Genomic DNA, 25,448 nt, shown 5'->3' on the forward strand with positions numbered 1-25,448 from the left:
CAAGCAAAGGAAATGAGTCATATGGGCGAGCACGGCAACGGAGGGACCCAGCGCCCCTCGGACGCCCTCGAGCACGCCGGTGGGGACGCTCCCCGGTACGCCATCGACAACCCCGGGCTGCCTCCGCACCGCCTGAGGATGGCTGACGAGGATCCGAAGGCCGCGAAGCGCGCTGAGCGTCAGGTCTCGGTGCTATTCCTGATCTCGATCATCGGCACCGTCATCTTCTTCGTCGGCTACTTCGGTGTGGGCCAGATCGGCAACAACGAGTCGTTCGACGTCATCTTCCTGCAGAACCTCCTGCTGGGCGTCGGCACCGCCCTCGCGATGCTCGGCATCGGCTTGGGCATCGTCCACTGGGCGAAGACGCTCATGCCGGACCACGAGATGGTCGAGGAGCGTCACGAGGTCCGCACCGAGGCCGATCGCCAGCTCGCCGCCGGCATGATGCAGGACATCATGGACGAGACGCAGATCAAGCGCCGTCCCCTGCTCCGCAACACCCTGATCGGCGCCGCCGTCCTGGCCCCGCTGCCGTTCATCGCAGTGTTCCGCGACCTGGACAACACGGACAACTTCTCCGACAGGGAGACCGAGAACTTCGGCGTCGAGCGCCTGCGCCACACCATGTGGGCCGAGGGCGTCCGCCTCGTGCGCGACCCCACCGGTTCGCCGATCAAGGCCTCCGACGTCACCGTCGGCTCCGCCGTGCACGTGATCCCGGAGGGTCTGAACGACCTGCCCCACGGCAAGCTGAACGAGAAGGCCAAGGCCGTCGTCCTGCTCATGCGCCTCGATCCCGCCAAGGTGAAGATCACCCCGGGTCGCGAGGACTGGAACGTGGACGGCATCTTCGCCTACTCCAAGGTCTGCACCCACGTGGGCTGCCCGATCGCCCTGTACGAGCAGCACACCCACCACCTCCTGTGCCCCTGCCACCAGTCGACCTTCGACCTGACGCAGGAGTGCAAGGTGATCTTCGGCCCGGCCAGCCACGCGCTACCGCAGCTGCCGATCGCTGTGAACGACGAGGGCTTCCTCGTCGCCCAGAGCGACTTCCATGAGCCTGTCGGACCTGTCTACTGGGAGCGTGGCTGATACCCATGAGCACCACTGTGAAAGAGTTTCAGCCGGCCACCCGCACCGGCCGCCTGGCGAACTACCTCGACACCCGTGTGGGCATGTCCCCCATCGTCAAGGAGTTCGGCCGCAAGATCTTCCCGGACCACTGGACCTTCATGTTCGGCGAGGTTGCCCTCTACAGCTTCGTCATCCTGCTGCTGTCCGGCGCGTTCCTGACCTTCTTCTTCGATCCGTCGATGGCGCACGTCACCTACGAGGGCGCCTACGCTCCGCTCTACGGCATCGAGATGTCCGCCGCCTACGCCTCGACGCTGGACATCAGCTTCGACATCCGCGGCGGCCTCTTCATGCGCCAGCTGCACCACTGGGCGGCGCTGCTGTTCGTGGCCGCGATGTCCGTGCACATGCTGCGCGTCTTCTTCACCGGCGCGTTCCGTCGCCCGCGTGAGCTCAACTGGGTCGTCGGCTGCGGCCTCCTCATGATGGGCTGGGCTGCCGGCTTCACCGGCTACTCCCTCCCGGACGAGGTGCTCTCCGGCAACGGCCTGCGCATCATCGACGGCATCCTGAAGTCCCTGCCGATCGTCGGCACGCACATCTCGATGTTCCTGTTCGGCGGCGAGTTCCCCGGCTACTCCATCGTGGGTCGCCTGTACGCGCTGCACATCATGATCGTCCCGGCGATCATCCTGCTGCTCATCGTGATGCACCTGTTCATGGTCGTCACCCACAAGCACACCCAGTACCCGGGTCCGGGCCGCACCGAGAACAACGTGGTCGGCTACCCGGTCGGCCCGGTGTACGCGGCGAAGGCCGGCGGCTTCTTCTTCATCGTGTTCGGCGTCCTGGCCCTCATGGCCGGCACCGTCACCATCAACGCGATGTGGAACTACGGTCCGTACGACCCGTCCCCGGTGCAGGCCGGTACCCAGCCTGACTGGTACATCGGCTGGTTCGACGGCGCCCTGCGCCTGATGCCGGGCATGATCGGCGACTTCTCCTTCCTGTGGAACATCCCGATGCCGTGGGGCTCCAGCGTCTCGCTGCCCATGGGCGTGCTGGTCCCGCTGATGCCGGTCGGCATCCTGATCTTCGGCATGATCCTGTGGCCGTGGATCGAGGCCTGGATGACCAAGGACAACCGCGAGCACCACATCCTGGACCGCCCGCGCAACGCCCCGGGTCGCACCGCCGCCGGTGTCGCCGGCGTCACCTGGTACTGCGTGATGTGGGCCGCCGCCTCGTCGGACCTCATCGCCACCCACTTCCAGGTGTCCCTGAACGACGTGCTGTACATCCTCCGCACGCTGTTCTTCATCGGCCCGGTGATCGCCTTCATCGTGACCCGCCGCATCTGCCTCTCGCTGCAGCGCAAGGACCGCGAGCTGGTCCTGCACGGTCATGAGGCCGGCGTCGTGGAGATGTCCCCGGAGGGCGGCTTCTCGGAGCGTCACCGCAACCTGACCGACTACGAGATGTACCGCCTGGTCTCCTTCGAGTCCCCGCGCCCGATCCCGGCCACCCCGGGTCGCAAGGGCAAGGTGTCCCTCATGGAGAAGACCCGTGCCGGCATGTCCCGCCTCTTCTTCGAGGAGCGCGTGGAGCCCGTCACCCGCCAGGAGCTCGTCGAGGCACAGCTCCACAGCGACCACGGCCACCACGCCGTGGAGGGCGACAAGGGCAATCAGATCGGTCACTGACCTAACGGCTCACCGCCACTGACGGAAGGCCCGCAGCACATCACGTGCTGCGGGCCTTCCGCTGTCTCCAGCACACCTCCCCACCCCTTCCGGACGCCTGGGGGGCCGCTCCCGAGGTCAGAACGCCACCTCCTCGCCCGTCCGGCCTATGGGGGCGGGCGCGGAGACGTGGCAACAGGACAGGCAGGGCAGGACAGGGGAACCGGGTGGGGCTCCTCCACGTGAGCCGACACCGCTGCAGACAGGCAGCCCGTCACGTCGGCGTCTGCTCATGGTCAAGGAAGGCACGGCCCTGGCCGGGACGCTGACGGCGCGCTGCCGCCCTGTCGCCGACAGCAGAGCGCCGACCCCAAACCCCTGTCCAGAGAGTTCTCCTCGCCTGTCTGCCCCCACGACAGTGCTCCAGAGGTCCGCCAGGAGCCGGCCGGACGCCGTGCAAGGGCTCCACGAGACCAATGGGCATCCTGTCTCCCCGTCCGGATGGTGCTGGTGCGGCCGGGATCCTCTTTCAAGGCCGTCTTCTTCGCTCGAGGCCGTCATCCCCTGCCGAGGCCACCCCGCGCGCCTGCAACCCGTTTCCCCGCCTGAGGCCTGGTCATGGCCCCGCAGGCGGCAGACACGCCCGCTGGGCCCCGCTCAGCGGCCGACCCCCGCTGTGGGCCGACCACGGATCCTCCACCGCGGCTCCTGTCCCGGCGTCCGAGGCGCAACGCGCTCCACGGGCCACGCCGATCTCCAGCGCCCAGTGCCCGTCCCGAGGCGTCGACACCCTCGTCGCAACTGCACCCCACACCAACAGCTGCGCCAGGTGGGCGGTGGGCAGACCGGTGGCAGGCAAGGGCGTCGTGGCACACCCCATGCCCCGCAACGGGTCTACGTCCACGACACCGCCTGGCGTGCGTCGATCGACGACGACCGGAGCCTGCAACGCCTTCGTGGCTCACAAGTTCGCGCAGGGTGCGGTGTCACTCCCCTGTCCAGGCCCGCCCGCGCACGAGGTCCACAGACGCCCTTGACGGCCGTCAAGGCCCTTCCCGACGCCGACACCGCACCCCGACGCCAGCACCGCTCCCCGGGTTCCCCGGGCTCCCATGGGCCCCACGCCTCCCCTGGGCCCCACGCCTCCCCTGGGTCCCACGGGGTCCTAGGGCGTGTCTGAGAATGGATCCAGGGGGCCAGCTGACACCCTGGAAGGCATGTCCCGCTTCCAGATGCTCTCCGATGCCCAATGGGAGTTGATCGCCCCGATGCTCCCGACCCGGACCGGCAGGGCCGGCAGGCCGTTCTCGGACGCCCGCACGATGGTGGAGGCGATCATCTACCGATATCGGTGCGGGATTGCATGGAGGGATCTGCCCGAGGTCTACGGGCCTTGGCAGACCGTGTGGACCTGGCACCGGCGCTTAGCTGAAGAGGGCACCTGGGATGCGGTGCTGGCGAGGCTGACCGCCGCCGCGGACGCCGAAGGCCTGATCGATTGGTCGGTCTCGGTGGACTCCACGATCGCCCGCGCGCATCAGCACGCGACGAACATCACCCGCCTCACAGGGGGATGGGTCGAACTACAGGAATCTGCATGAGGAGCCGGCCGATCACGGCATCGGGCGCTCCCGGGGAGGGCTGAGCACGAAGATCCATCAGCTCGTCGATGGGACCGGGCTGCCGCTGGTCAGCCTGATCACCCCCGGCCAAGCCGGGGACTCCCCGATGCTGCTGCCGCTGCTGGGGCGGCTGCGCGTGGCACGGCCGGTAGGGCGGCCCCGGACCCGCCCCGAGGCGGTGCTGGGCGACAAGGCGTACTCCTCCCGGGCGATCCGCACCCACCTGCGTGCCCGCCGGATCAAAGCCGTGATCCCCGAGCCGGCGGATCAGCAGGGCCACCGCAGGCGCCGCGGCTCGGCCGGTGGCCGTCCCGTGGGCCTGGACTCGCAGGCTTACAAGGGCCGGAACGTGATCGAGCGCCAGTACGCGCACCTGAAGCAATGGCGGGGCCTGGCGACCCGGTACGACAAGTACGCGATCGTCTACCGGGCCGCCGTGGTGTTGAACGCTGTGCTCGCGTGGTCCAAACGATTGTCAGACATGCCCTAGCTCTCGTTCCGTCTTCGGGAGAGGCTGGCGAGGTACTCGTTGTAAGAGTCGAGTTCGGCGTCCTCGGCTTTCTGTCGCTGTCTCGAGGTGCGCACGTCGCGGGCTCGCCAGCGGGACAGGCAGACGATGAGCACTACGAACATCGGCAGCTCCGCGTAGGTCCATACCAGCGTGCCGGCGATCGCCTGGTCGATGACGGGGTCATGGCTGCCTGTGGGGGTGGCGTATGCGCTGAACAGCGGTGTGGCGGTACGGAGCAGGATCAGGCCGAAAATGGCGTGGATCTGGATCTCGACGGCGATATCGACGAATCGTGCGGCGAAGGAGGGTTGGCGCGGTAGCGGATCGGAGGACCATAGCGGTGTTGCCGAGACGATGCCGAGGACGAGGATGACGAAGAGCAAGGCGTCCTGGCCGAAGGGGATGCGCATGATGACGCTGATCGCGTCGGTCAGGTAGAGGACCGGGTACAGCAGTATCGCAATGACGATGGCGACCACAGGGTGCAGTGCGGCGCTCCAGAATCGTGAGCGCAGTCCCCCGTGCGCGGCACGGAGCACGAGACGCCCGAGGCCGGTGTGCGGTGTGCTGCGCAGGAGCAGCAGCCCGGGTGACCCTGCGATGAGGAGCGGCGGAACGACGGTCAGCAGGGTGATCTGCTGGAACACCAGCGCTGTGATGGATTCCGTCGCGAGACGGTTCACACCGAACATCGTGATAGCGAAGATCAGGGCGCACCCGATCAGGAACGATGCTGTGCGGGCGATCGCCCAACGGCGCCTGTTTCGCCACATCCAGATCGCTCCTCGCAGATACAGTGCCGCGAACAGCAGAGCGGCGATGCCGACGGGTGAGCCGGTGAGGGGTTCGAACGTGACCCACTGGTCGATCGGCGGCATAGCGAATTTCCCTTCATCGAGGCGATCAAACGTCGGCGACTTCGGCCGCGGTGGTGGTGCCGGAGCGGGGTCAGGTGAGGCCGGAGTAGGAGTGGGGCCTTGGCCCTTGATCGTGGACACGGTGTCGGTTCGGTTATGCCGCTTCCGCAAGCGGCACCGGCTCCCAGGGCAACCAGGTACAAGGGAATCTGCCACCGCTCCAGCCAGCCGATCATGTACTTCCTTTCCGGGCGAGGACCTTGCCTCCATCCTCACGGAGCTGCCCGGTTGTCGCGACGTGGCGGTAGAGGGCCTGTTGGACAAGGAACCTACTGCCTGCCCTTCTCGGTTTCCCAACCTGTGTCCGGCTTTGCCGACAGCTCGGCTCCTCACGCCTCAGGTAGTGCCCGAGCGCCAGCCCTGCTTGGCGGGCGCCGATCACTAGCACGTCGGTCTCGGCCATGGTGTGGTTTCTCCTCGTTGCGGGCGCGTGGGCGGGCCGTAGTGCGGCTGGTGTGTCAGTAACCGGTGAGGGCCGGGAAGAAGGTCCAGAACACCGAGGCGGCCACGGCCACATAGGCGATGGCCACCAGGGTTCCGGCCCAGCCGGCGGAGAACCGCACCACCGCGGCGTGCGCGGGGATCACGCCGTGGGCGAGGTTGCGCACGGTGAGCAGGATGAACAGCGGGATCATCGCCGCCCACACGATCATGCAGTACAGGCACAGGATGTGGATCTCGAACAACGCCTGGGACCACAGCCAGATGGTGAACACCGTGCCGGCGGTGACCCCGGCCTGCAGGCCGGCCCAGTACCAGCGCCCGGGGCTCGCCCCGGAGAGGGTCACCATGGCGGTGGTGATGACCACGGCGAACGCCACGATGCCGATCAACGGGTTGGGGAAGCCGAACAGCTCGGACTGCCAGGTCCCCATCACCTTCCCGCAAGACACCCAGGGGTTGATGTCACAGCTGGTGATGTACCCGGCATCCTCGTACAGCTCCAGGCGTTCGAGCACCAGGATCGCCGAGGCCACCCAGCCGACCACCCCGGTGATCAACAGCACCAGGCCGAACGGACGGTGCCGGGCGACAGTCGGTATCCCCGCTACGTCGGAGGCCTGCCCGGTACCGGCAGGGCGGTCGGTGGTGGTCGTGGGGATCGTCATGGGTGAATTGGTGTCGGTGTCGGGGACACTCATGGGCCCGGTCAGTCCGTCGTGGCGGCGGCGTCGACCTCGGCGCGGAACTGCTCGAGGGTGTTCAGAGTGAGCATCTGTCCGTCCAGGAAGAAGGTCGGGGTGCCCTGCACGCCCAGCGCGGTCCCGTCGGCCACGTCGGCCTCGATGCGGTCGCGGGTGGCCGGGTCAGCCACCGCGGCATCGTAGGCGGCCATGTCCAGGCCGAGATCCTCGGCGTAACCGCGGAACACCGGGCTCCGGTCCTCAGTGGTATGGCTCCACTGCTCCTGGGTGTCGAACATCTGCTGATACATCGCCTCGTACTGTCCCTGCTGGCCGGCGGCTTCCACGGCTACGGCGGCGGTCATCGAGTTGGGATGTCCGGGCAGCGGGAAGTAGCGGTGCACAAAGGTCACCGTGTCGGCGTACTCGGCGCGCAGTTCTTCCACGACCGGGTAGGCGGCCTTGCAGCCCTCGCACTCGAAGTCCAGGAACTCCACCAGCACGGCCTGCTCGTTCGGGGCCTTGGACAGTACCCGGCTGTCTGGGCGCATCACCGGCGTGGCCTCCGAGGGGGCGCTCTGCCCGGTCCCGGAGGAGGCAGTTTGCCCGGAGCCCTGGGGGGCGGCGTCGCGGGGGCCGCTGGCGGCCACCACTCCGACGATCAGCCCGGCCAGCACCACAGCGGCCAGTACGACCCAGACGATGGTCTTGGCCTTGCGGGATGTGGTGCCCGGTGTTGACGGATCAGAGGGGGTCGGATTGCGGGTCGGTGTGCTCACGAAGGGATCCGTTTCGGTCGGTGGCGACGGCACCGTGCCGTCGGGGTGGGAATGAGCTGGGGCTGGGATGCAGGGGTGGGTCAGGGGTGGAGGGTCTCAGTGTGGGGGTGGGTGGCCGGTTCGATTTGGAAGGTGGAGTGTTCGATGGGTACTTGGAAATCCTGGGCCACGCACCGTTGCAGGTCGGTCAGCACAGTGCCCAGGTGCGCGGCGGTCAGGCAGCCGTTGTGCACGGTGACGTGCGCGGAGAGCACGGGGGTGTCGGAGTCGATGCGTGAAGCGTGCAGGTCATGGACCTCCAGCACGTGCGGCAGCTCCGATAGCCGGATGCGGACCGCCTCCAGGTCCAAGCCCTTGGGGGTGGTCTCCATGAGTACGTCGATGGTGTCGCGAAGCAGGATCAGGGCTCTGGGCACGATCAGTGCGGCGATCAACAGGGACACCACCGCATCGGCGCGATTCCAGCCGGTGGTGGCGATCACGATCGCCGAAACGATCACTGCGACCGATCCCAGGGCGTCGTTGAGTACCTCCAGGAACGCGGCCTTCATGTTCAGGTTCTCACCTCGGGAAGAGGCCAGGATCGCCAGACCGATGAGGTTGCCAGCCAAACCGATCACCCCGAACCAGAGCATCGCGGTGGATTCGACCTCGGGGGGTTCGATGAGCCGGCGTACGCCCTCCACGGCTACGAAGCCGCCCACGGCCAGCAGCACCGCGGCCTGCGCGGCCGCGGCGATGATCTCGGCGCGCTTGTACCCCCAGGTGCGCTTGTCCGTGGCCGGGCGCAGCGCCAGGGTCGCGGCGGTCAAGGCGATCAGCAACCCGGCTGAGTCAGTAAACATGTGCCCGGCGTCGGCCAGCAGGGCCAGACTGCCCGAAGCCAGCGCGCCGATGACCTCGGCGACCATGATCGTCGCGGTGATGGAGAAGACCACGGCCAGCCGGCCCCGCCGGCCCGCCGCCGGAAGAGCATGGGAATGATCGTGTCCGCTCATACCGGGGTCTCTTCCACTCGATGAATCATCAGCTGAACGTCACCATCCTATCCGGCGATACTGAAGGCACGCTCAATGCGCACAGCAGGCGCAATCCGCCCCGCAGCCATCGCCATCCTTCTCGTTCTGGTCCCCGGCGATCAGCGCGGAGGCGGGGGTGCAGCAGGCATCCCCGCGCCAGGCCTCCACCCCTTCCTTGAGGGCGACGGCGGCGATCACCAGGGCCGCGACTGGGTCGGCCCAGGTCCAGCCCAGGGTGCTGTTGAGGACCAGGCCCACCAGCAGGACCGCCGAGAGGTAGGTGCAGATCAGGGTCTGTTTGGAGTCGGCCACCGCGGAGGCGGACCCGAGTTCGCGGCCAGTGCGCCGCTCGAACCAGGACAGGAACGGCATGATGGCCAAGCTCACGGCGGCCAGCACGATCCCCACCGTGGAATGCTCCGGTTGCCCGGCCCCGAACAGGGTGCGCACGGCGTCGACGGTGATGAAGGCGGCCAAGCCGAAGAAGGAGAAGGCGATCAGGCGCAGCGCCACCTTCTCCCGGCGGTGCGGGTCCGGGGTGGCGAACTGCCAGGCCACCGCGGCGGCGGAGAGGACCTCCACGATGGAGTCCAAGCCGAAGCCGATCAACGCGGAGGACGAGGCCACGGTGCCGGCGGCCAGGGCGATGGCCGCCTCGATCACGTTGTAGGTGATGGTTCCGGCCACGATCCAGCGGATCCGGCGGTGCAGGACCGCACGGCGGTCGTCCGTGAGGGGCTTGGAGCTCAGCGTGAGGGTGCTCATGCGCAGGTGCATCCCGCAGCGGAGCGGCAATCCGGGTCGATGGTCAGCGTCAACTCCAGCAGCTCCCCAAGGGTCTGGCCCAGCCGGGGGTCGGCCAGGGCGTACCAGACGTTGCGGCCCTCGGCGGTAGTGGTCACCAGCCCGCAGCCGCGCAGGCAGGCCAACTGGTTGGACATCACCTGCTTGGACACCCCCAGCTCCCCGGCCAGCGCCGACGGGCGGGCCGGCCCATCACGCAGGGCCAGCAGGATCCGGGTCCGGGTGTCATCAGAGAGGGCATGGCCCAGTCGGGACAACGCCGAGACATGAGTGAGGGTCGTGGTGCTCATGCCTAGAACGGTACAGCATAACGTGTACCCTTGTCGGGGTGCCGCCCGGCAAGCGGCCGGCACCATGGCCCGATCCCAGGAGGTCCGCGCAACCGTGCCCCACTCTGATGTCCCGCTGACCGAACCATCCCGGCTCCTGCCCGTCCCATTGTCGGACGGCAGGAGAAGGGGCTCGGTGTGAGCATCGGGAACTACTTCGCCGAGACCGTCAACTCCGGGGCTCTGCTCATTGCCGCACCGCTGGCGATGATCGCAGGGATCGTCTCGTTTCTGTCCCCGTGCATCCTGCCGCTGGTGCCCGGCTACCTCGGTTACGTCTCCGGGCTGGCCAACCCCACACATCCGGACAACCGCCGCCGGGTGCTGACCGGGGTCGGGCTGTTCATCCTGGGCTTCGCCGCGGTCTTCACCCTCTACGGGGCCGCCTTCGGCACGATCGGTCACTGGCTGGTGCGCTGGCAGGACCCGATGATCCGCGTCCTGGGCGTCCTGGTGATCGTTATGGGCCTGGCCATGGTTGGCAAGTTGCCCTTTTTCCAGCGCACGATCAAACCCACCCTGGCCCCCCGGACGGGCCTGGCCGGGGCCCCGGTGCTCGGGGTCGTCTTTGGGCTGGGCTGGACTCCCTGCATCGGCCCGACACTCGGCGCCGTGCTGGCATTGAGCACCACCACCGGCGATCCCTGGCGCGGGGCCCTGCTGGGCTTCCTCTACTGCCTGGGACTGGGCATCCCATTCCTGCTGGCCGCGGCGGGGATCAGCTGGGTCACCAACGCCCTGTCCTACGTCCGTCGCAACATCCGGGTATTCAACATCATCGGCGGATCCCTGCTGGTGGGGGTCGGGATTCTGATGGTCTCCGGGCTCTGGATGCTGTGGATGTACCAGCTGCAGAGCCTCGCCGGCACCTTCACCACCCCCGTCTAAAACCAGAAACCCCGCCCCACCGGACCGGTTACTGAGGAGTGACCGGTCCGATGGGACGGGGACGAGGGCCCTGAGTGGTCGGTGACGGGTGTGCTCAGAGGCCGAAGGCTCCGCCGCTGATCAGGATGAAGACGCCTAGGGCGTGTCTGACAATAGCTTCGACCACGCAAGCACCGCGTTCGGCACCACGGCAGCCCGGTAGACGGTCGCGTACTTGTCGTACCGGGTCGCCAGGCCCCGCCATTGATTCAGGTGCGCGTACTGGCGCTCGATGACATTGCGGCCCCTGCAGGCGTCCGCGTCGAGGCGATGGGGCGCCCGCCGCGGGCACCGCGGCGTCTGCGGTGGCCCTGCTGGTCGGCCGGCTCGGGGATGACCGCCTTGGTCCGGCGGGCACGCAGATGGGCGCGGATCGCCCGGGAGGAGTACGCCTTGTCACCCTGCACCGCCTCGGGGCGGGTCCGGGGCCGCCCCACCGGCCGTGCCACACGCAGCTGCCCCAGCAACGGCAGCAGCATCGGGGAGTCTCCTGCCTGGCCTGGGGTGATCAGGCTGACCAGCGGCATCCCGGCCCCGTCCACGAGCTGATGGATCTTGGTGCTCAACCCACCACGGGAGCGCCCGATCCGTCTGAATCGGCCGGCTCCTCACGCAGATTCTTGTAACTCGATCCAGCCCCCTGTGTGCCGGGTGGTGTTCGTGGCGTGCTGGTGAGCGTGGGCGATCGTGGAGTCCACCGAGACCGACCAGTCCACCAAGCCCTGTGTGTCAGCGGCGGCGGTCAGCTATGCCAGCACCGTGTCCCAGGTGCCCTCGGCCGCCATCCGGCGTTGCCAGGTCCACACGGTCTGCCAGGGCCCGTAGACCTCGGGCAGGTCCCTCCAGGGAATCCCGCACCGGTACCGGTAGATGATTGCCTCCACCATCATGCGGGCATCGGCGAACGGCCGGCCCTGCCGACCGGTCCGGGTCGGAAGGGTCGGGGCGATCAGTTCCCATTGGGCATCGGAGAGCATCTGGAAACGGGACATGCCTTCCAGGGTGTCAGCCGGCCCCTGGACTCATTGTCAGACACGCCCTAGGGGCCCCACGCCTCCCCTGGGTCCCACGGGTCCTAGGGGCCCCACGGCTCCTAGGGGTCCCACGGCTCCCCCGGGTGCCACGCCTCCCGCGGGGCCCAGGGCTCCTGGGGTTCGCGCAGCCGCACCAGCGGCTCTGCGGCCGTCCCGTGGTGTCCTCCTGCGCCGTGAGAGCCACCACGGCCCCGATCCCCCTTCCCGCACCCCATCCCGCACACCTTCCCTCAGGGGGTGAGGTCCCACCGCGCTGATGGCGAAGCACCGGTGTCCGGCTCCTGGTCGGGTCCCGGGGACGGGCAAGGCTGCGGACACGAACAGAGGCGGGCCGCACCCCGTGAAGGGATGCGGCCCGCCTCTGTCAGTGGCTCAGGGGCCTCGAGTCAGTGCGCGTACTTTCCGCGGGAGAACTCGAAGACCCAGCCCACGGTGCCGAAGGCGGCCAGGACGACGCCGATGAAGAAGATCCACCAGCCGACGGCCAGACCGGTCACGACGAACGCGCAGGCGGTCGCCAGCACCAGCGGCCACCAGGACCACGGCGCGAAGGTGCCGTAGGTCCCGGCGTAGGTGAGGATCTCACCGTCCTCGTCGTCCGCCGGGCCCTGCCCGAAGCGCTTCTCCGTGGCCTGGATGTACCAGGCGATCATGAAGGACATGGCGCCCAGGGCCAGGAGGGCCGGGATGCCCGCCCACTCGGTCCACTTCACCCAGAACCCGTAGACGGTCCCGACGATGACGAAGAAGACACCGATGACCCAGAAGATGTTCGCGGTCACCTTCACTTGGCAGTCACCTTCTCTCCGAATGCCTCAGGGGTGTGCTGCGGGGAGTACGGCGACAGCTCCGGGTGGTGGAGGTCGAGCGCCGGACGCTCCGAGCGGATGCGCGGCAGCGAGTGGAAGTTGTGGCGCGGCGGCGGGCAGGAGGTCGCCCACTCGAGGGAGCCGCCGAAGCCCCACGGATCGTCCACGGTGACCTTCTTGCCGTGGCGCGCCGTGATGTACACGTTCCAGAAGAACGGGATCAGCGAGGCGCCGAGGATGAAGGAGAACACGGTGGAGAACTGGTTCATGGCGGCGAACCCGTCCTCGAGCATGTAGTCCGCGTAGCGACGCGGCATGCCGATGACGCCCAGCCAGTGCTGCACCAGGAAGGTGCCGTGGAAGCCCACGAACAGCAGCCAGAACTGGATCTTGCCGAGACGCTCGTTCAGCATCTTGCCGGTGAACTTGGGCCACCAGAAGAAGAAGCCGGCGAACATCGCGAACACCACGGTGCCGAAGATGACGTAGTGGAAGTGCGCCACCACGAAGTAGGTGTCGGACACCTGGAAGTCCAGCGGCGGGGAGGCCAGGATGACGCCGGTCAGACCGCCGAACAGGAAGGTCACCATGAAGCCGAGGGTCCACAGCATCGGGTTCTCGAAGGTGATCGAGCCGCGCCACATGGTGCCGATCCAGTTCACGAACTTCACGCCGGTCGGGACCGCGATGAGCATGGTCATCAGGGAGAAGAACGGCAGGAGCACGGAGCCGGTGACGTACATGTGGTGCGCCCACACGGTCACGGACAGGGCCGCGATCGAGGTGGTCGCGAACACCAGGGTCTTGTAGCCGAAGATCGGCTTGCGGGAGAACACCGGGATGATCTCGGAGACGATGCCGAAGAACGGCAGCGCGATGATGTACACCTCGGGGTGGCCGAAGAACCAGAAGAGGTGCTGCCAGAGGATGGCACCGCCGTTCTCCGGGTCGAAGATGTGTCCACCGAAGCGACGGTCCAGGCCCAGCGCGAACAGCGCGGACGCCAGCGGCGGGAAGGCCATCAGTGTCAGGATGCCGGTGATCAGCGTGTTCCAGGTGAAGATCGGCATGCGCCACATCGTCATGCCCGGTGCACGCATGCACAGGATGGTGGTGATGAAGTTGACGCCGCCCAGGATGGTGCCGAAGCCCTGCAGGGCAAGGCCGAAGACCCAGAGGTCTCCGCCGACTCCCGGCGAGTAGGTGGTGTTGGACAGCGGCGCGTAGGCGAACCAGCCGAAGGAGGCCGAGCCCTGCGGGGTGAGGAAGCCGGCGCAGGCGATCAGCGAGCCGAACAGGAAGAACCAGAACGCCAGGGCGTTCAGGCGCGGGAACGCCACATCCGGGGCGCCGATCTGCAGCGGGACGAGGACGTTCGCGAACCCGACGAACAGCGGGGTCGCAAACATCAGAAGCATGATCGTTCCGTGCATGGTGAACAGCTGGTTGTACTGCTCCTTGGTCTGCAGGATCTGCATGCCCGGCTCGAAGAGCTCGGCACGGATCAGCAGGGCCATCACGCCGCCGACACAGAAGAACGCGAAGGAGACGATCAGGTACATGTACCCGAGCACCTTGTGGTCCGTGGTCGTCAACCAGCTGACAGCGATCTTTCCGAGGGAGCGGGGCACGACGCGCGGCGCCGCCGTGCGCGTGGTCTCCTCCGTCGTGTACTCATACGTGGTCATCAGTGGCTACCTCCACCGCGCGGAGTCTGGAGGTCGTTCTCCATCTCACGCGCACCGTCAGGGTTCTCGTTCGGGTTGCGGTTGTACTCGTCCCCGACCAGGCCCGGCTCCATCTGGTCCAGCTGCTGCTGGAACTCCTCCTCGGAGACGACCTCCACGTTGAAGAGCATCTCGGAGTGGTACTCGCCGCAGAGCTCGGCGCACTTGCCGTCGAAGCGGCCCTCCTCCTGCGGGGTCAGGTAGAGGTGGTTGGTCTTGCCGGGGATCAGGTCCCGCTTCTGGAGGAACTGGGGGATCCAGAAGGAGTGGGCGACGTCACGGGACTTCAGCTCGAAGTGCACGGGCACGTCGACGGGGAGGTACAGGGTCGGCAGCGTGTCCTGCACGCCGGCGTTGCCCTCGGTGTCGAGCTGAGCCTGGACGCCGGCGTAGTGCGCCTCCTGGCCCTCGTACTCGTAGTTGAAGTCCCAGGCCCACTGCTTGCCGTACACGGTGACGGTCAGCGGGGAGTCGTCCACGGGGGTGTCGACCTCGGTCTGCACACGAACGGTGAAGCCCCAGAGGCCGAAGACGAGAACCAGCGGGATGACCGTGAACATGGTCTCCAGCGGCATGTGGTACGCGGTCTGCTTCGGGAAGCCCTGGTCGTTCTTGCGGCGGCGGTAGGCCACCATGCACCAGATCATGGCGGCCCAGGCGACCAGGCCGATGACCAGTGCGGCGATCCAGGAGTCGACCCAGAGGTTCGTCAGCACCTCATTGTGGTTGGTCGTCCCGTTGGTGCCGGGGAGCCAACCACGCTTGACCTCTTCCGAACAGCCGGTCAACGCCAGCATGGCGGTGGCCCCCAGGGCGCCCGCCTTCAGCGTGCGTCGAGTCCGACGTCCGGCGTCATTCTGTGCTCTCACAGACGGCCTTCCTCTTCATCTCGTGTGCGATGGGCGCCCCTCTCCCCCGCCGGGAATCGCAGAATCCTGCGGATTTCCCTCACAGCGGACAGGGGTGCCCGGGTGATTCCCCTCTACTCTACGTCTTTCCGGCGATTCGTGCTGACCATGACACCCCGCCTCAGGGGCGTGTCCCCGCCGATCGGAGCACTTCCGGCATCCGGACTGCGGGTACCTCCCGATCCCCCTCTGACAGGGCACGGCGGGCGCCTCCCCGTGGCCTCACCGTCGCCTGTCGCGCCCGCACCGGAGCCCTCCGGACACACCTCGGGCCGGCCCCCTCGGGGAGCCGGCCCGGAAGCGCTCGGCGAGCGGCCGTCGTCGTGGCCCACCCCGCTCTCGGCGAGGTGCCGCGGACAGCCGCCTGCCGGTCAGTGGAAGGAGTCGCCGCAGGCGCAGGAGCCGGAGGCGGTGGGGTTGTCGATGGTGAAGCCCTGCTTCGAGATGGTGTCCTCGAAGTCGATCTTCGCGCCCATCAGGTACGGAACGGACATCTTGTCCACGATCACCTCGACGCCGTCGAAGTCGCGGACGGTGTCCCCGTCCAGGACGCGCTCGTCGAAGTAGAGCTGGTAGATCAGGCCGGAGCAGCCGCCGGGCTGCACGGCGATGCGCAGACGCAGGTCGGTGCGGCCCTCCTGCTCCAGCAGGGCACGGACCTTGGCCACCGCGACGTCGGTGAGCTCCACCTCGTGCGGGGGCAGGCCGTCGGCAGGCTGGGTGGCGCCGATCTCGACGCCGGTCTCGTCAGCGGACAGTGCCATGGGGGCCTCCTCGTGTGGGGACGTTCTTCCGCACCTCGAGGGTACGGCTTCTTCAGGTGTGAACGGTACCGGTCGCCGGTTGATTCCCGACGACGGCCGCCCGCCGTCCGCATCCGGCCCGCCCGGTGCTGTGGCCGGGCGGGCAGGACGGCGGGCATGCGGGCTCAGGCGCCCAGGCGGGCGAGCCAGAGGGCCTCGGCGAGGATCGCGTTGCGGAAGTCGCCGAGGTGCAGGGACTCGTTGGCGGAGTGGGCGCGGGAGTCCGGGTCCTCGACGCCGGTGATGAGGATGGTGGCCTCCGGGAAGACCTCGTTGAGATCTGCGGTGAAGGGGATGGACCCGCCCAGTCCGGTGGCCTTGGGCTCCACGCCCCAGGCCTGGTGGAAGGACTCCATCATGGCAGCGGCCATCGGGTCCGAGGTGTCCGTGGCGAACGGCTGGCCGAAGTGGCCCTTCTCGAAGGTGATCTCCGCGCCGAGGACGGTCTTCGCCTGCTCGGCGAGGTAGGAGGTCACGGCCTCGTAGGCCTGCTCCGGGTCCACGCCCGGGCCGACGCGCAGCGACCACTTGGCGCGGGCGGAGGGCTGGATGGTGTTGGAGGAGGTGTCCACGCTCGGCACGTCGATGCCGATGATGGACAGGGCGGGGCCGTTCCACAGGCGGTCGGCCAGGGAGCCGGAGCCGGCCAGGGTCACCCCGTCCAGCACGCCGGCGTCGGTGCGGTAGGTCTGTTCGGAGTAGTCCACGTCCGCCTGCACTTGGGCGCCGACGCCCGGGACGGCCACGTTGCCCTGCTCGTCGTGCAGGGTGGCGATCAGCCGGCACAGCAGGGTGACGGCGTCCAGGACGGGGCCGCCGAACATGCCGGAGTGCACGGCGTGGTCCAGCACGCGGACCGTGACGGTGCCGTCGGCGACCCCGCGCAGCGAGGTGGTCAGGGCGGGCTCGCCCACGGACCAGTTCGCGGAGTCGGCCACCACGATCGCGTCGGCCTCGAGGTCGGCCTTCTGGTTCTCCAGGAAGGTGCGGAAGGTCGGCGAGCCGGCCTCCTCCTCGCCCTCGACGAACACACGCACGCCCACGCCGGCCTCCGGGACGGCAGTCTGCAGGGCCTTCAACGCGGCGAGGTGGAGCATGATGCCGGCCTTGTCGTCCGCCGCGCCACGGCCGAAGAGGCGGTCGCCCACGCGGGTGGCCTCGAACGGCGGGGTGTTCCACAGGGACTCGTCGCCCGTAGGCTGCACGTCGTGGTGGGCGTAGAGCAGCACGGTGGGCTTGCCCTCGGCACCGGGGCGGTGGCCGAGGACGGCGGGGCCGCCGGGCTGCCCGTCCTCACGGTCCTCGGTGACGATGCGCACGTTCTCCAGGCCCAGCTCGCTGACGAGCTCGGCGACCTTCTGGGCCGACTGCTCCAGCAGCGAGCGGTCGAAGGAGTCCCAGGCGATGCCGCCGATGGACACGAGGTCGGACAGAGTGGTGACGGTCTCGTCGAACTGGGCGTCGACGGCGGCGGTGATCTTCTCGACGAGCGCGGGATCGAGCTCGGAGGCGGCGGGAATCTGAGCGGTCATGGGGCTCACACTATCGAAACGGGGCCGCCGGGCCGATGCACCCGCCGCCGCGGCCGCGTGGCCCTGCGCGGCCCGTGCGCACCGCGCGCCTAGACTGGGGCCCGTGTTCAGCCGCAAGAAGACCTCCGAGAAGTCCAGCACTGCCCCGACGCACGGCACCGAGCCGGCCGGCGTCACGGACGAGTCGCCCGCCCGTCGCGACCGTTCCAAGCCCAAGGGTGTGCCGACCCCGCGTCGCAAGGACCAGGAGGCGGCCCGCCGTCGACCGCTGGTGCCTCAGGACCGGAAGGCCGCGAAGAGGGCGGACCGGGAGGCGATGGCCGCCGAGCGCGCGAAGATGCGCCAGGCGCTGGAGACCGGCGACGAGCGGCACCTGCCCGTCCGGGACCGCGGCGCGCAGAAGCGCTTCGTGCGCGACTACGTGGACGCCCGCTGGTCGATCGGCGAGTTCCTGCTGCCGGTGGTGTTCCTCTACATCCTGCTGATGTTCATCCCGGGGCGTGAGTTCCAGCTGGTGCTGATGTACTCGCTGTACGCCCTGGTGGCGCTGGTGATCGTGGACTCGATCATCCTCGGCTCCAAGGTCCGCAAGGCGCTGGAGGCGAAGTTCGGCACGGCCGAGCCGGGCACCAAGATGTACGCGATCATGCGTGCGCTGCAGTTCCGTCGTCTGCGGCTGCCGAAGCCGCAGGTCACGCGCGGCCACTACCCGGCCTGATCCTCTCCGGCACACGCCGGACACACGAAGGGGCGGTCCCGTTCTCGGGACCGCCCCTTCGTGTGTCTCTGCCTGCTTCCCGACGACGGCCGCTCCCCTTCCGGGGGCGGCTCGCCGTGGGCGTCGGGCGGCTGGAGGACGGTCGTCGGGCCCAGCCTCGCGCGGCCGGTCCGCAAGCGAGCCGCAGGGCGGCTCAGCCGCGCAGGCGCTTGCCGAGGCCGGCGTTGATGCGGCCGGCCCAGAACGGGCCCTCGTAGAGGAAGGCGGTGTAGCCCTGCACCAGGTCGGCGCCGAGCTCGAGGCGCTGGGCGACGTCGTCCGCGGTCGTGACGCCGCCGACGCTGATCAGGGCGACGTCCTTGGGCAGCTGGGCGCGCAGCAGGCGCAGCACCTCCAGCGACCGCTGCTTGAGCGGCGCGCCGGACAGGCCGCCGGCGCCGAGCTTCTCCACCTCGGCGGCGTCGGTCTTGAGCCCCTCGCGGCCGATGGTGGTGTTCGTGGCGATGACGCCGTCCAGCGGCAGCTGGCGGGCCATGTCCGCGACGGCCACGATGTCCTCGTCCGCGAGGTCCGGGGCGATCTTCACCAGCAGCGGCAGGTGGCGGTCGCTGACGGCTGCGTCGGCCTCCTCGCGGACGGCGCGCAGCAGCGGCTCGAGGGTGGCGATCTCCTGCAGCTGGCGCAGGCCCGGGGTGTTCGGGGAGGAGACGTTCACGGCGAGGTAGTCGGCGTGCGGGGAGAGCAGACGGGCGGAGATGCGGTAGTCCGCGGCGGCGTCGGCGAGCTCGACCACCTTGGTCTTGCCGATGTTCGCGCCGAGGATCGGACGGTTCTGCCCGAAGCGGCGCTGCAGGGTGGCGCGGGTGGCGGCCAGGCGCGGGGCGACCGCCGCGGCGCCCTCGTTGTTGAAGCCCATGCGGTTGACCACGGCCTTGTCCTCCACCAGGCGGAACAGGCGCGGCTTCTCGTTGCCGGGCTGGGCCTGGGCGGTGACGGTGCCGACCTCGATGTGGCCGAAGCCGAGGTCCGCCAACGCGGTGGTGCACAGGCCGTGCTTGTCGAAGCCGGCGGCGAGGCCGAACGGGGTCGGGAAGCGCAGGCCCATCACGGTGCGAGCGAGCCACGGGTCCGGGCGGAACGCGGAGCGGAGCACTGCGGAGGCGCCGGTGCGCTCGGCGGCGCGGATGCCGGCCACGCCCTTCTCGTGCGCCTCCTCGGCATCCATGCCGGAGAACACGGCGTTGAAGAAGGGCGGGTAGACACGCGGCAGGCTCGAGCTGAGCAGGTTCTCGATCCCGGTCTTCACGGAAGGCATCTGCATGTGTCCATCATCCCACGTCCCACCCCGGGCTTCGGCGGCGTGCCGCGCCTAGGTGTACTCGGCCATGACGTTGGTGACAGATAGTCCGTTGACGATGAAGAGAACCTCCGGGTGAAGTGGGGCTTGTCAACGGCATCCCAATCACCACGGAGGTTCTCATGTCCCACGCTAACGCCCGGTTGACCCTGTATGGAAGGACGCTACTGGTCCACCGGGTTCTGGAAGAGGGCATGCCCGTGGCCCACGCCGCGGCCTTGATGGGCATCTCGCGTCAGTGCGCGCACCGGTGGGTCTCCCGTTACCGCACCGAGGGCGAACACGGGCTGCAGGATCGTTCCAGCAGGCCTCACCACTGTCCGAGCAGAACCAGCGCCCAGACCGAACAGCAAGTCCTTCAGGCCCGCAGCACGCACCGGCGGGGTCAGGACTGGATCAGCACCAGAGTCGGGGTCCCGGCCAGGACGGTGAACCGGATCCTGGCCCGTCACCAGATGCCTGCCCTGGCCTGTCTTGATCCGGTGACCGGGGAAGTGATCCGTTCTTCGAAGGCCACCACTCACCGGTATGAGAAAGACCGTCCTGGCCAGTTGGTGCACGTAGACGTGAAGAAGATCGGGAAGATCCCGGACGGGGGCGGGTGGCGTGCGCATGGCAGGGCGGCTACCGCTCCGCTCAAAGGACGTCGACCCAAGATCGGGTACGACTATGTGCACTCGATGGTCGACGATTGCTCCCGGCTCTCGTACAGCGAGGCCTTGCCGGATGAGACCGGGCCCACGTGCGCCGGGTTCCTGGCCCGGGCCGCGGTGTACTTCGCTGAGCACGGCATCGACAGGATCGAACGGGTCATGACGGACAACGCCTTGGCGTACAAGAACTCGCAGGCGTTCAAGGAAGCGGTCTCAGCTTTGGGTGCACGGCAGAAGTTCATCCGGCCGCACTGCCCGTGGCAGAACGGCAAGGTCGAGCGGTACAACCGGACGCTGGCGCAGGAATGGGCCTACAGCCAGGTCTGGGCCTCGAATACTGAACGCACGGACGCCCTTGCCCGGTGGCTCCATGAGTACAACACTGAGCGTGGCCACACCGCGCTTGGAGGCAAGACTCCCGCTCAACGAGTGTCATCAACGTGATGGCCGAGTACACCTAGGCTGGATCCCATGACCCTTCCCGACGACGGCCGCCCCCCTCTTCCGTCCGACGCACCGGATCCGGTGGTCGCCTCCGAAGAGGAGACGCTCTCCCCCGACCCGCGCGGGTCGGACGGCAGCACGCCGGAGCTGCCGGCGCTGCTCACCACGGAGCCCGGCGGTGACTGGGAGCCGGACGTCATGGACGGGTTCGAGGCGAAGACCTTCGCGGTGTCCGAGGACGATCAGGGCACCAACCTCGTCACGATCGTCCGGCCGGTCGCCAGTGACCGGGACCGGTCGCGGACGCCGGTGGTGCTCATCCACGGGTGGGCCGACTACTTCTACAACGAGCCGGCCGCGAAGGCCTTCGAGGATGCCGGCTACGCGTTCCACGCCATGGACCTTCACCGCTACGGACGCTCCCTGCGCGAGGGGCAGACCCCCGGGTGGACCGACTCCCTGCTGAACTATGACGCGGACATCGAGACCGCGCTCGGCGAGATCGGCCGGACCTACGAGAACAAGCCGATCATCGTGGCGCACTCGACCGGCGGGCTGGTCGCCTCGCTGTGGGCCGAGCGCAACCCCGGGCGCATCCGGGCGCTGGTGCTGAACAGCCCGTGGCTGGAGATGCAGGGCTCCACGTGGGTGCGGCATCTGGCCAAGACGATCGTGGACCCGGTGGCGAGTCGTCAGCCCTACGCCATGCTCAAGCTGCCGAAGATCGACTTCTACTGGCGCACGCTGTCCTCGGAGGCGGAGGGTGAGTGGGACCTGCACCCGCTGTGGCGGCCGAAGACCTCCTTCGAGGTGCCCGCCGCCTGGCTGGGAGCGGTGCTGGTGGGCCACGCGCAGGTGAAGGCCGGGCTGGACATCCAGGAGCCGGTGCTGACCCTGGTGTCCGAGCGCGGCTTCCGCGGCGCGAAGTTCTCCGAGGAGATGAAGACCGCGGACATCGTGCTGGAGCCTGAGACCATGGCAGAACGCGCCCTGCGCCTGGGCCGCCGAGTGACGATCAACCGCTACCCGGACGCGCTGCATGACGTCTTCGCCTCCCCCGAGGTCATCCGCAACCAGGCTTTTGCGGATGTCCTGCAGTGGTTGCGGGCCTACGGGGGCTGACGGTCACGTCCGGGACTTGTCCACGGCGCCGCCGTAGCGGCGGTCACGGCGGGCATAGAGCTCGACGGCCTCGTAGAGGGTGCGGCGATCCACGTCCGGCCAGAGGATGTCCATGAACAGCAGCTCGGCGTAGGCAGACTCCCAGAGCAGGTAGTTGGAGAGGCGCTGCTCGCCGGAGGTGCGCAGGAACAGGTCCACGTCCGGGGTCGGCCGGCTCCCCCGCACCCCTGCGCGGATGTCCTTGTCCAGGTAGCGGGTGAGTGTCTCCTGGCGGATGCCCTCGGGCGTGAGGTCGCCGGCGGCCACCTGCTCGGCGATCGCCCTGACCGCGTCGGTGATGGCGGCGCGGCCGCCGTAGTTCACGCACATGTGCAGGGTGGTGCCGGTGTTGTGCCTCGTCAGCTCCTCGGCGGTCTGCAGCTCCTTGATCACGGACTTCCACAGCCGCGGGGTGCGGCCGTTCCAGCGGATGCGCACGTTCCAGGAGTGCAGGGTGTCCCGCTGACGGCGGAGCACGTCCCGGGAGAAGCCCATGAGGAAGCGGACCTCCTCCGGGGAGCGCTTCCAGTTCTCCGTGGAGAAGGCGTAGGCGGAGACGTGGCCGATGCCCAGCTCCACGGCGCCGGCCACCACATCCAGCAGGGCGGCCTCACCCGCGCGGTGGCCTTCGGTCCTGGGAAGGCCGCGCTCGTTCGCCCAGCGGCCGTTGCCGTCCATCACGATCGCCACGTGCTGCGGCACGAACCTCCGGTCCAGTGCCGGCGGCCGCGCTCCGGAGGGGTGCGCCGGAGGAGTCACGATGGCCCGCTCCCGTCCGGCGGGGCTGGAGACGGTGGGGTCGCGGCGGACGGGGCTCATCGGTGCTGGTCCTTCATCGAGGCGGTGCAGGTGGTGCGGCCTGAGCCATCTGCTCGAGCACGGTGAGGGACACCAGCCGGCGCTCGACGTGGAACTGCAGGTACGCGCCCACGATACCGGCGGCCTCCCGCACGGCGAGGTCCGACGCGGCGTCCGCGACGCCCCAGTCCCCCACCTGGAGCGCCGCCAGCAGCCCAACGGTCTCGGGGGCCGGCCGGGACGAGCCGGACGGCCGGCAGTCCTCGCAGACCATGCCGCCCAGGGCGATGGTCAGCGAGCGGTGGGGGCCCTGTGCCCCGCAGCGGGCGCAGTCGGTGAAGGACGGTGCCCAGCCCGCTGCGCTCAGCGTGCGCAGCAGGAAGCTGGACAGGATCAGGGAAGGCGTGTGCCGTCGTCGGGACAGGGCAGCCAGGGCGCCGTGGAACAGACGGAACTGGGCCTGTGCGCCGTCGGCGTCCACGGCCGTGACGCGCTCCACCGTCTCGGCCATGGCCGCGGCGAGGGAGAACAGCTCATAGTCCCCGGCCAACCAGGTGGCGTAGGGCGTGATCAGCTGGGCCTGGGAGACGGTGTGGAGGTCCTTGCGGCCACGGGCGATCTGCAGGGTGGAGTGCATGAACGGCTCCACCACGGATCCGAAGCGGGAGGTGGAGCGCCGCACCCCCTTCGCGACGGCACGGACGATGCCGTGGTCCGGGGTGAGGATCTCCAGGATCCGGTCTGCCTCGCCGAGCCTGTGCGTGCGCAGCACGATGCCCTCGGTGCGGAAGGAATTGGCGGTGTAGCCGCCTCCGGGTCCGCGGGAGCTGCGTGCACTGCCGCGCCGGGACACGGCTCCGCCGCCGCCTTCACCCGGTGCGGCGGCGGAGGAGCCTGTCCTCATGGGGCTCAGGCCTGGTCGCGCAGGGCGCGGTTGACGGCGGAGACCACGGCCTTCAGGGAGGCCTGGGTGGTGTTGTGGTCCAGCCCGACTCCCCAGAGGACGCGGTCGCCGATGGCGGCCTCCACATAGGCGGCGGCCATGGCGGAGCCGCCTTCGGACAGGGCGTGCTCGGAGTAGTCCAGGACCCGGACGTCCACCCCGTCCTCCGCCAGCATGCTGAGGAAGGCGGCGATCGGGCCGTTGCCGGTGGCGGTGCGGGTGGACCACTGTCCCTCCCGCTCCACCTCCACGGTCATGGAGAACACGCCCTCGGCCGGGGACTCGGTCTGGACCGTGCCGAGGTGATAGAGGCCCCAGCGGCCGGCCTCGTCCTCGGCGGGCAGGTACTCGTCCTGGAAGACGTCCCAGAGGTCGTCGCCGGAGACCTCTCCGCCCTGGGAGTCCGCGAGGGACTGGATGACGTGGGAGAACTCGATCTGCGCTCGGCGCGGAAGGTCCAGGTTGTGCTCCGTCTTGAGCAGATAGGCCACACCGCCCTTGCCGGACTGCGAGTTGACCCGGATGACGGCCTCGTAGGAACGGCCGATGTCCTTCGGATCGATGGGCAGGTACGGGACCTGCCAGAGCATCTCGTCCAGGTCCTTCCCGGCGGCAGCGGCATCCTGCTCCATGGCCTCGAACCCCTTCTTGATGGCGTCCTGATGGGAGCCGGAGAAGGCGGTGAACACGAGGTCGCCGCCCCAGGGGGTGCGCTCGGGCACGGGCAGCTGGTTGCAGTACTCCACCGTCCGCTTGATGTGGTCCATGTCCGAAAAGTCGATCTGCGGGTCGATGCCCTGGCTGAACAGGTTCATGCCGAGGGCCACGAGGTCCACGTTGCCGGTCCGCTCGCCGTTGCCGAACAGGCACCCCTCGATCCGGTCGGCGCCGGCCATGTAGCCGAGTTCGGCGGCGGCGATGCCGGTGCCGCGGTCGTTGTGCGGGTGCAGGGAGAGGATGACGTTCTCGCGGCACTCGAGGTTGCGGTGCATCCACTCGATGGAGTCGGCGTACACGTTGGGGGTGGCCATCTCCACGGTGGCCGGCAGGTTGAGGATCATCTTGCGGTCCGTGGAGGCCTCCAGCACCGTGGCGACCTCGTCGGAGATCCGCCGGGCGAACTCGAGCTCGGTGCCGGTGTAGGACTCGGGCGAGTACTCGTAGGTGATCTGGGTGCCGGTGAGCTGCTCCTCGAACTTCTTCACCAGGCGGGCGCCCTGGGTGGCGATGTCCACGATGCCGTCCTCGTCCTGGCGGAACACCACACGGCGCTGCAGCACCGAGGTCGCGTTGTACAGGTGGACGATGGCCTGCTTGGCGCCCTCGAGGGACTGGAAGGTGCGCTCGATCAGGTGCTCGCGGGCCTGGGTGAGGACCTGGATGGTGACGTCGTCCGGGATGTGGTCGCCCTCGATCAGCTGGCGGACGAAGTCGAAGTCGGTCTGCGAGGCGGACGGGAAGCCGACCTCGATCTCCTTGTATCCCATGGACACGAGGAGCTGGAACATGCGCAGCTTTCGCTCGGGTCCCATCGGATCGATGAGGGCCTGGTTGCCGTCGCGGAGGTCCACGGCGCACCAGCGGGGTGCCGAGGTGATGACCTTGTCCGGCCAGGTGCGGTCCGGAAGGTCGATGGTGAACTGATCCAGGTACGGGGCGTACTTGCCGACCTTCATGCCGGACGGCTTCTGGACGTTGCGCATGGCGCCTCACCTCTCGACTCGGTGTCTGGTGGCCTGTGGGCCGCCGCCGGCGGGTGTGCCGGTG

23 protein-coding genes and 1 pseudogene are annotated in these 25,448 nt (G+C 68.6%); 7 read left to right on the forward strand and 17 right to left on the reverse strand.

The window, feature by feature from the left end:
* Positions 1-21 precede the first annotated feature (21 nt).
* From CEQ11_RS08075 to CEQ11_RS08085, 3 genes are all read left to right on the forward strand, one after another.
* Positions 22-1,098, forward strand: a complete 1,077-nt coding sequence (locus CEQ11_RS08075) for a ubiquinol-cytochrome c reductase iron-sulfur subunit (RefSeq protein ID WP_088478275.1) — start codon at positions 22-24, stop codon at positions 1,096-1,098.
* A gap of 5 nt (positions 1,099-1,103) precedes the next feature.
* Positions 1,104-2,783: a cytochrome bc complex cytochrome b subunit gene (locus CEQ11_RS08080; protein WP_088478276.1), complete on the forward strand. Its 1,680-nt coding sequence runs from the start codon at positions 1,104-1,106 to the stop codon at positions 2,781-2,783.
* A gap of 1,196 nt (positions 2,784-3,979) precedes the next feature.
* A protein-coding gene (locus CEQ11_RS08085; protein WP_088478277.1) for an IS5 family transposase occupies positions 3,980-4,874 on the forward strand; the annotation gives its coding sequence in 2 pieces (ribosomal slippage) (positions 3,980-4,336 and positions 4,338-4,874; 894 coding nt in all).
* Here CEQ11_RS08085 and CEQ11_RS08090 read toward each other — a convergent pair.
* The 7 genes from CEQ11_RS08090 to CEQ11_RS08115 form a co-directional block, all read right to left on the reverse strand.
* Entirely contained in the window at positions 4,871-5,773 is a 903-nt protein-coding gene (locus tag CEQ11_RS08090; RefSeq protein WP_036317477.1) for a cytochrome c oxidase assembly protein, read from the reverse strand. The genes CEQ11_RS08085 and CEQ11_RS08090 overlap by 4 nt on opposite strands.
* Positions 5,774-5,984: 211 nt before the next feature.
* A complete protein-coding gene (locus tag CEQ11_RS12755) occupies positions 5,985-6,215 on the reverse strand; it encodes a hypothetical protein (protein ID WP_127913478.1) in 231 nt (76 codons plus the stop codon).
* Between the two features lie 55 nt (positions 6,216-6,270).
* Positions 6,271-6,921 (reverse strand): vitamin K epoxide reductase family protein, encoded by a 651-nt coding sequence (locus tag CEQ11_RS08095; protein WP_020624358.1) that lies wholly within the window; start codon positions 6,919-6,921, stop codon positions 6,271-6,273.
* A gap of 41 nt (positions 6,922-6,962) precedes the next feature.
* Positions 6,963-7,715, reverse strand: coding sequence for a thioredoxin domain-containing protein (locus tag CEQ11_RS08100; protein ID WP_036317487.1), 753 nt, complete (start codon positions 7,713-7,715; stop codon positions 6,963-6,965).
* An 80-nt stretch (positions 7,716-7,795) separates the two neighbouring features.
* Positions 7,796-8,713 carry a cation diffusion facilitator family transporter gene (locus CEQ11_RS08105; RefSeq protein ID WP_041102741.1) on the reverse strand — a complete coding sequence of 306 codons (918 nt, stop codon included), beginning with the start codon at positions 8,711-8,713 and terminating at the stop codon, positions 7,796-7,798.
* Between the two features lie 72 nt (positions 8,714-8,785).
* Positions 8,786-9,499 carry a cation diffusion facilitator family transporter gene (locus tag CEQ11_RS08110; protein ID WP_036317504.1) on the reverse strand — a complete coding sequence of 238 codons (714 nt, stop codon included), beginning with the start codon at positions 9,497-9,499 and terminating at the stop codon, positions 8,786-8,788.
* Positions 9,496-9,828 carry a helix-turn-helix transcriptional regulator gene (locus CEQ11_RS08115; RefSeq protein ID WP_088478278.1) on the reverse strand — a complete coding sequence of 111 codons (333 nt, stop codon included), beginning with the start codon at positions 9,826-9,828 and terminating at the stop codon, positions 9,496-9,498. The genes CEQ11_RS08110 and CEQ11_RS08115 overlap by 4 nt, the downstream gene beginning before the upstream one ends.
* A 177-nt stretch (positions 9,829-10,005) precedes the next feature.
* Here CEQ11_RS08115 and CEQ11_RS08120 point away from each other — a divergent pair, with 177 nt between their 5' ends.
* Positions 10,006-10,755: a cytochrome c biogenesis CcdA family protein gene (locus tag CEQ11_RS08120; RefSeq protein ID WP_036384828.1), complete on the forward strand. Its 750-nt coding sequence runs from the start codon at positions 10,006-10,008 to the stop codon at positions 10,753-10,755.
* 135 nt (positions 10,756-10,890) lie between these two features.
* Here CEQ11_RS08120 and CEQ11_RS08125 read toward each other — a convergent pair.
* The 6 genes and pseudogenes from CEQ11_RS08125 to CEQ11_RS08155 form a co-directional block, all read right to left on the reverse strand.
* Positions 10,891-11,786 (reverse strand): annotated as a pseudogene (locus CEQ11_RS08125) (IS5 family transposase).
* A 428-nt stretch (positions 11,787-12,214) separates the two neighbouring features.
* Positions 12,215-12,616: a cytochrome c oxidase subunit 4 gene (locus CEQ11_RS08135; RefSeq protein ID WP_088478280.1), complete on the reverse strand. Its 402-nt coding sequence runs from the start codon at positions 12,614-12,616 to the stop codon at positions 12,215-12,217.
* A complete protein-coding gene (gene ctaD / locus CEQ11_RS08140) occupies positions 12,613-14,325 on the reverse strand; it encodes a cytochrome c oxidase subunit I (RefSeq protein WP_088478281.1) in 1,713 nt (570 codons plus the stop codon). The genes CEQ11_RS08135 and ctaD overlap by 4 nt, the downstream gene beginning before the upstream one ends.
* Complete coding sequence (coxB, locus tag CEQ11_RS08145) at positions 14,325-15,176, reverse strand: cytochrome c oxidase subunit II (protein ID WP_088478983.1); 852 nt, start codon at positions 15,174-15,176, stop codon at positions 14,325-14,327. Before coxB ends, ctaD begins: the two co-directional genes overlap by 1 nt.
* 467 nt (positions 15,177-15,643) lie before the next feature.
* Entirely contained in the window at positions 15,644-16,036 is a 393-nt protein-coding gene (locus CEQ11_RS08150) for an iron-sulfur cluster assembly accessory protein (protein ID WP_088478282.1), read from the reverse strand.
* 164 nt (positions 16,037-16,200) lie between these two features.
* Positions 16,201-17,607, reverse strand: coding sequence for a dipeptidase (locus CEQ11_RS08155; RefSeq protein WP_088478283.1), 1,407 nt, complete (start codon positions 17,605-17,607; stop codon positions 16,201-16,203).
* Positions 17,608-17,710: 103 nt separating this feature from the next.
* On the opposite strand from CEQ11_RS08155, the gene CEQ11_RS08160 reads away from it, so the two are divergent.
* Complete coding sequence (locus tag CEQ11_RS08160) at positions 17,711-18,325, forward strand: DUF3043 domain-containing protein (RefSeq protein ID WP_088478284.1); 615 nt, start codon at positions 17,711-17,713, stop codon at positions 18,323-18,325.
* Between the two features lie 193 nt (positions 18,326-18,518).
* Here CEQ11_RS08160 and CEQ11_RS08165 read toward each other — a convergent pair whose 3' ends face one another.
* Complete coding sequence (locus CEQ11_RS08165) at positions 18,519-19,646, reverse strand: quinone-dependent dihydroorotate dehydrogenase (RefSeq protein WP_088478285.1); 1,128 nt, start codon at positions 19,644-19,646, stop codon at positions 18,519-18,521.
* Positions 19,647-19,804: 158 nt separating this feature from the next.
* On the opposite strand from CEQ11_RS08165, the gene CEQ11_RS08170 reads away from it, so the two are divergent.
* Together CEQ11_RS08170 and CEQ11_RS08175 are read left to right on the forward strand one after the other, a co-directional pair.
* Positions 19,805-20,779, forward strand: coding sequence for an IS481 family transposase (locus CEQ11_RS08170; RefSeq protein ID WP_088478831.1), 975 nt, complete (start codon positions 19,805-19,807; stop codon positions 20,777-20,779).
* A 27-nt stretch (positions 20,780-20,806) separates the two neighbouring features.
* On the forward strand, positions 20,807-21,901 hold the full coding sequence (locus tag CEQ11_RS08175) for an alpha/beta hydrolase (protein WP_102957509.1): 1,095 nt from the start codon (positions 20,807-20,809) through the stop codon (positions 21,899-21,901).
* Between the two features lie 3 nt (positions 21,902-21,904).
* Here CEQ11_RS08175 and uppS read toward each other — a convergent pair whose 3' ends face one another.
* The 3 genes from uppS to leuA are packed head-to-tail and all read right to left on the reverse strand — an operon-like array spanning position 21,905 to position 25,384.
* Positions 21,905-22,759 (reverse strand): polyprenyl diphosphate synthase, encoded by an 855-nt coding sequence (gene uppS / locus CEQ11_RS08180; protein WP_088478286.1) that lies wholly within the window; start codon positions 22,757-22,759, stop codon positions 21,905-21,907.
* 13 nt (positions 22,760-22,772) lie between these two features.
* A complete protein-coding gene (recO, locus tag CEQ11_RS08185; protein ID WP_088478287.1) occupies positions 22,773-23,642 on the reverse strand; it encodes a DNA repair protein RecO in 870 nt (289 codons plus the stop codon).
* Positions 23,643-23,647: 5 nt separating this feature from the next.
* Positions 23,648-25,384 carry a 2-isopropylmalate synthase gene (leuA, locus tag CEQ11_RS08190; protein ID WP_088478288.1) on the reverse strand — a complete coding sequence of 579 codons (1,737 nt, stop codon included), beginning with the start codon at positions 25,382-25,384 and terminating at the stop codon, positions 23,648-23,650.
* Positions 25,385-25,448: the final 64 nt, after the last annotated feature.

It is taken from the genome of Micrococcus sp. FDAARGOS_333 (assembly GCF_002206575.2).
Classification (GTDB): Bacteria; Actinomycetota; Actinomycetes; order Actinomycetales; family Micrococcaceae; genus Micrococcus; species Micrococcus lylae.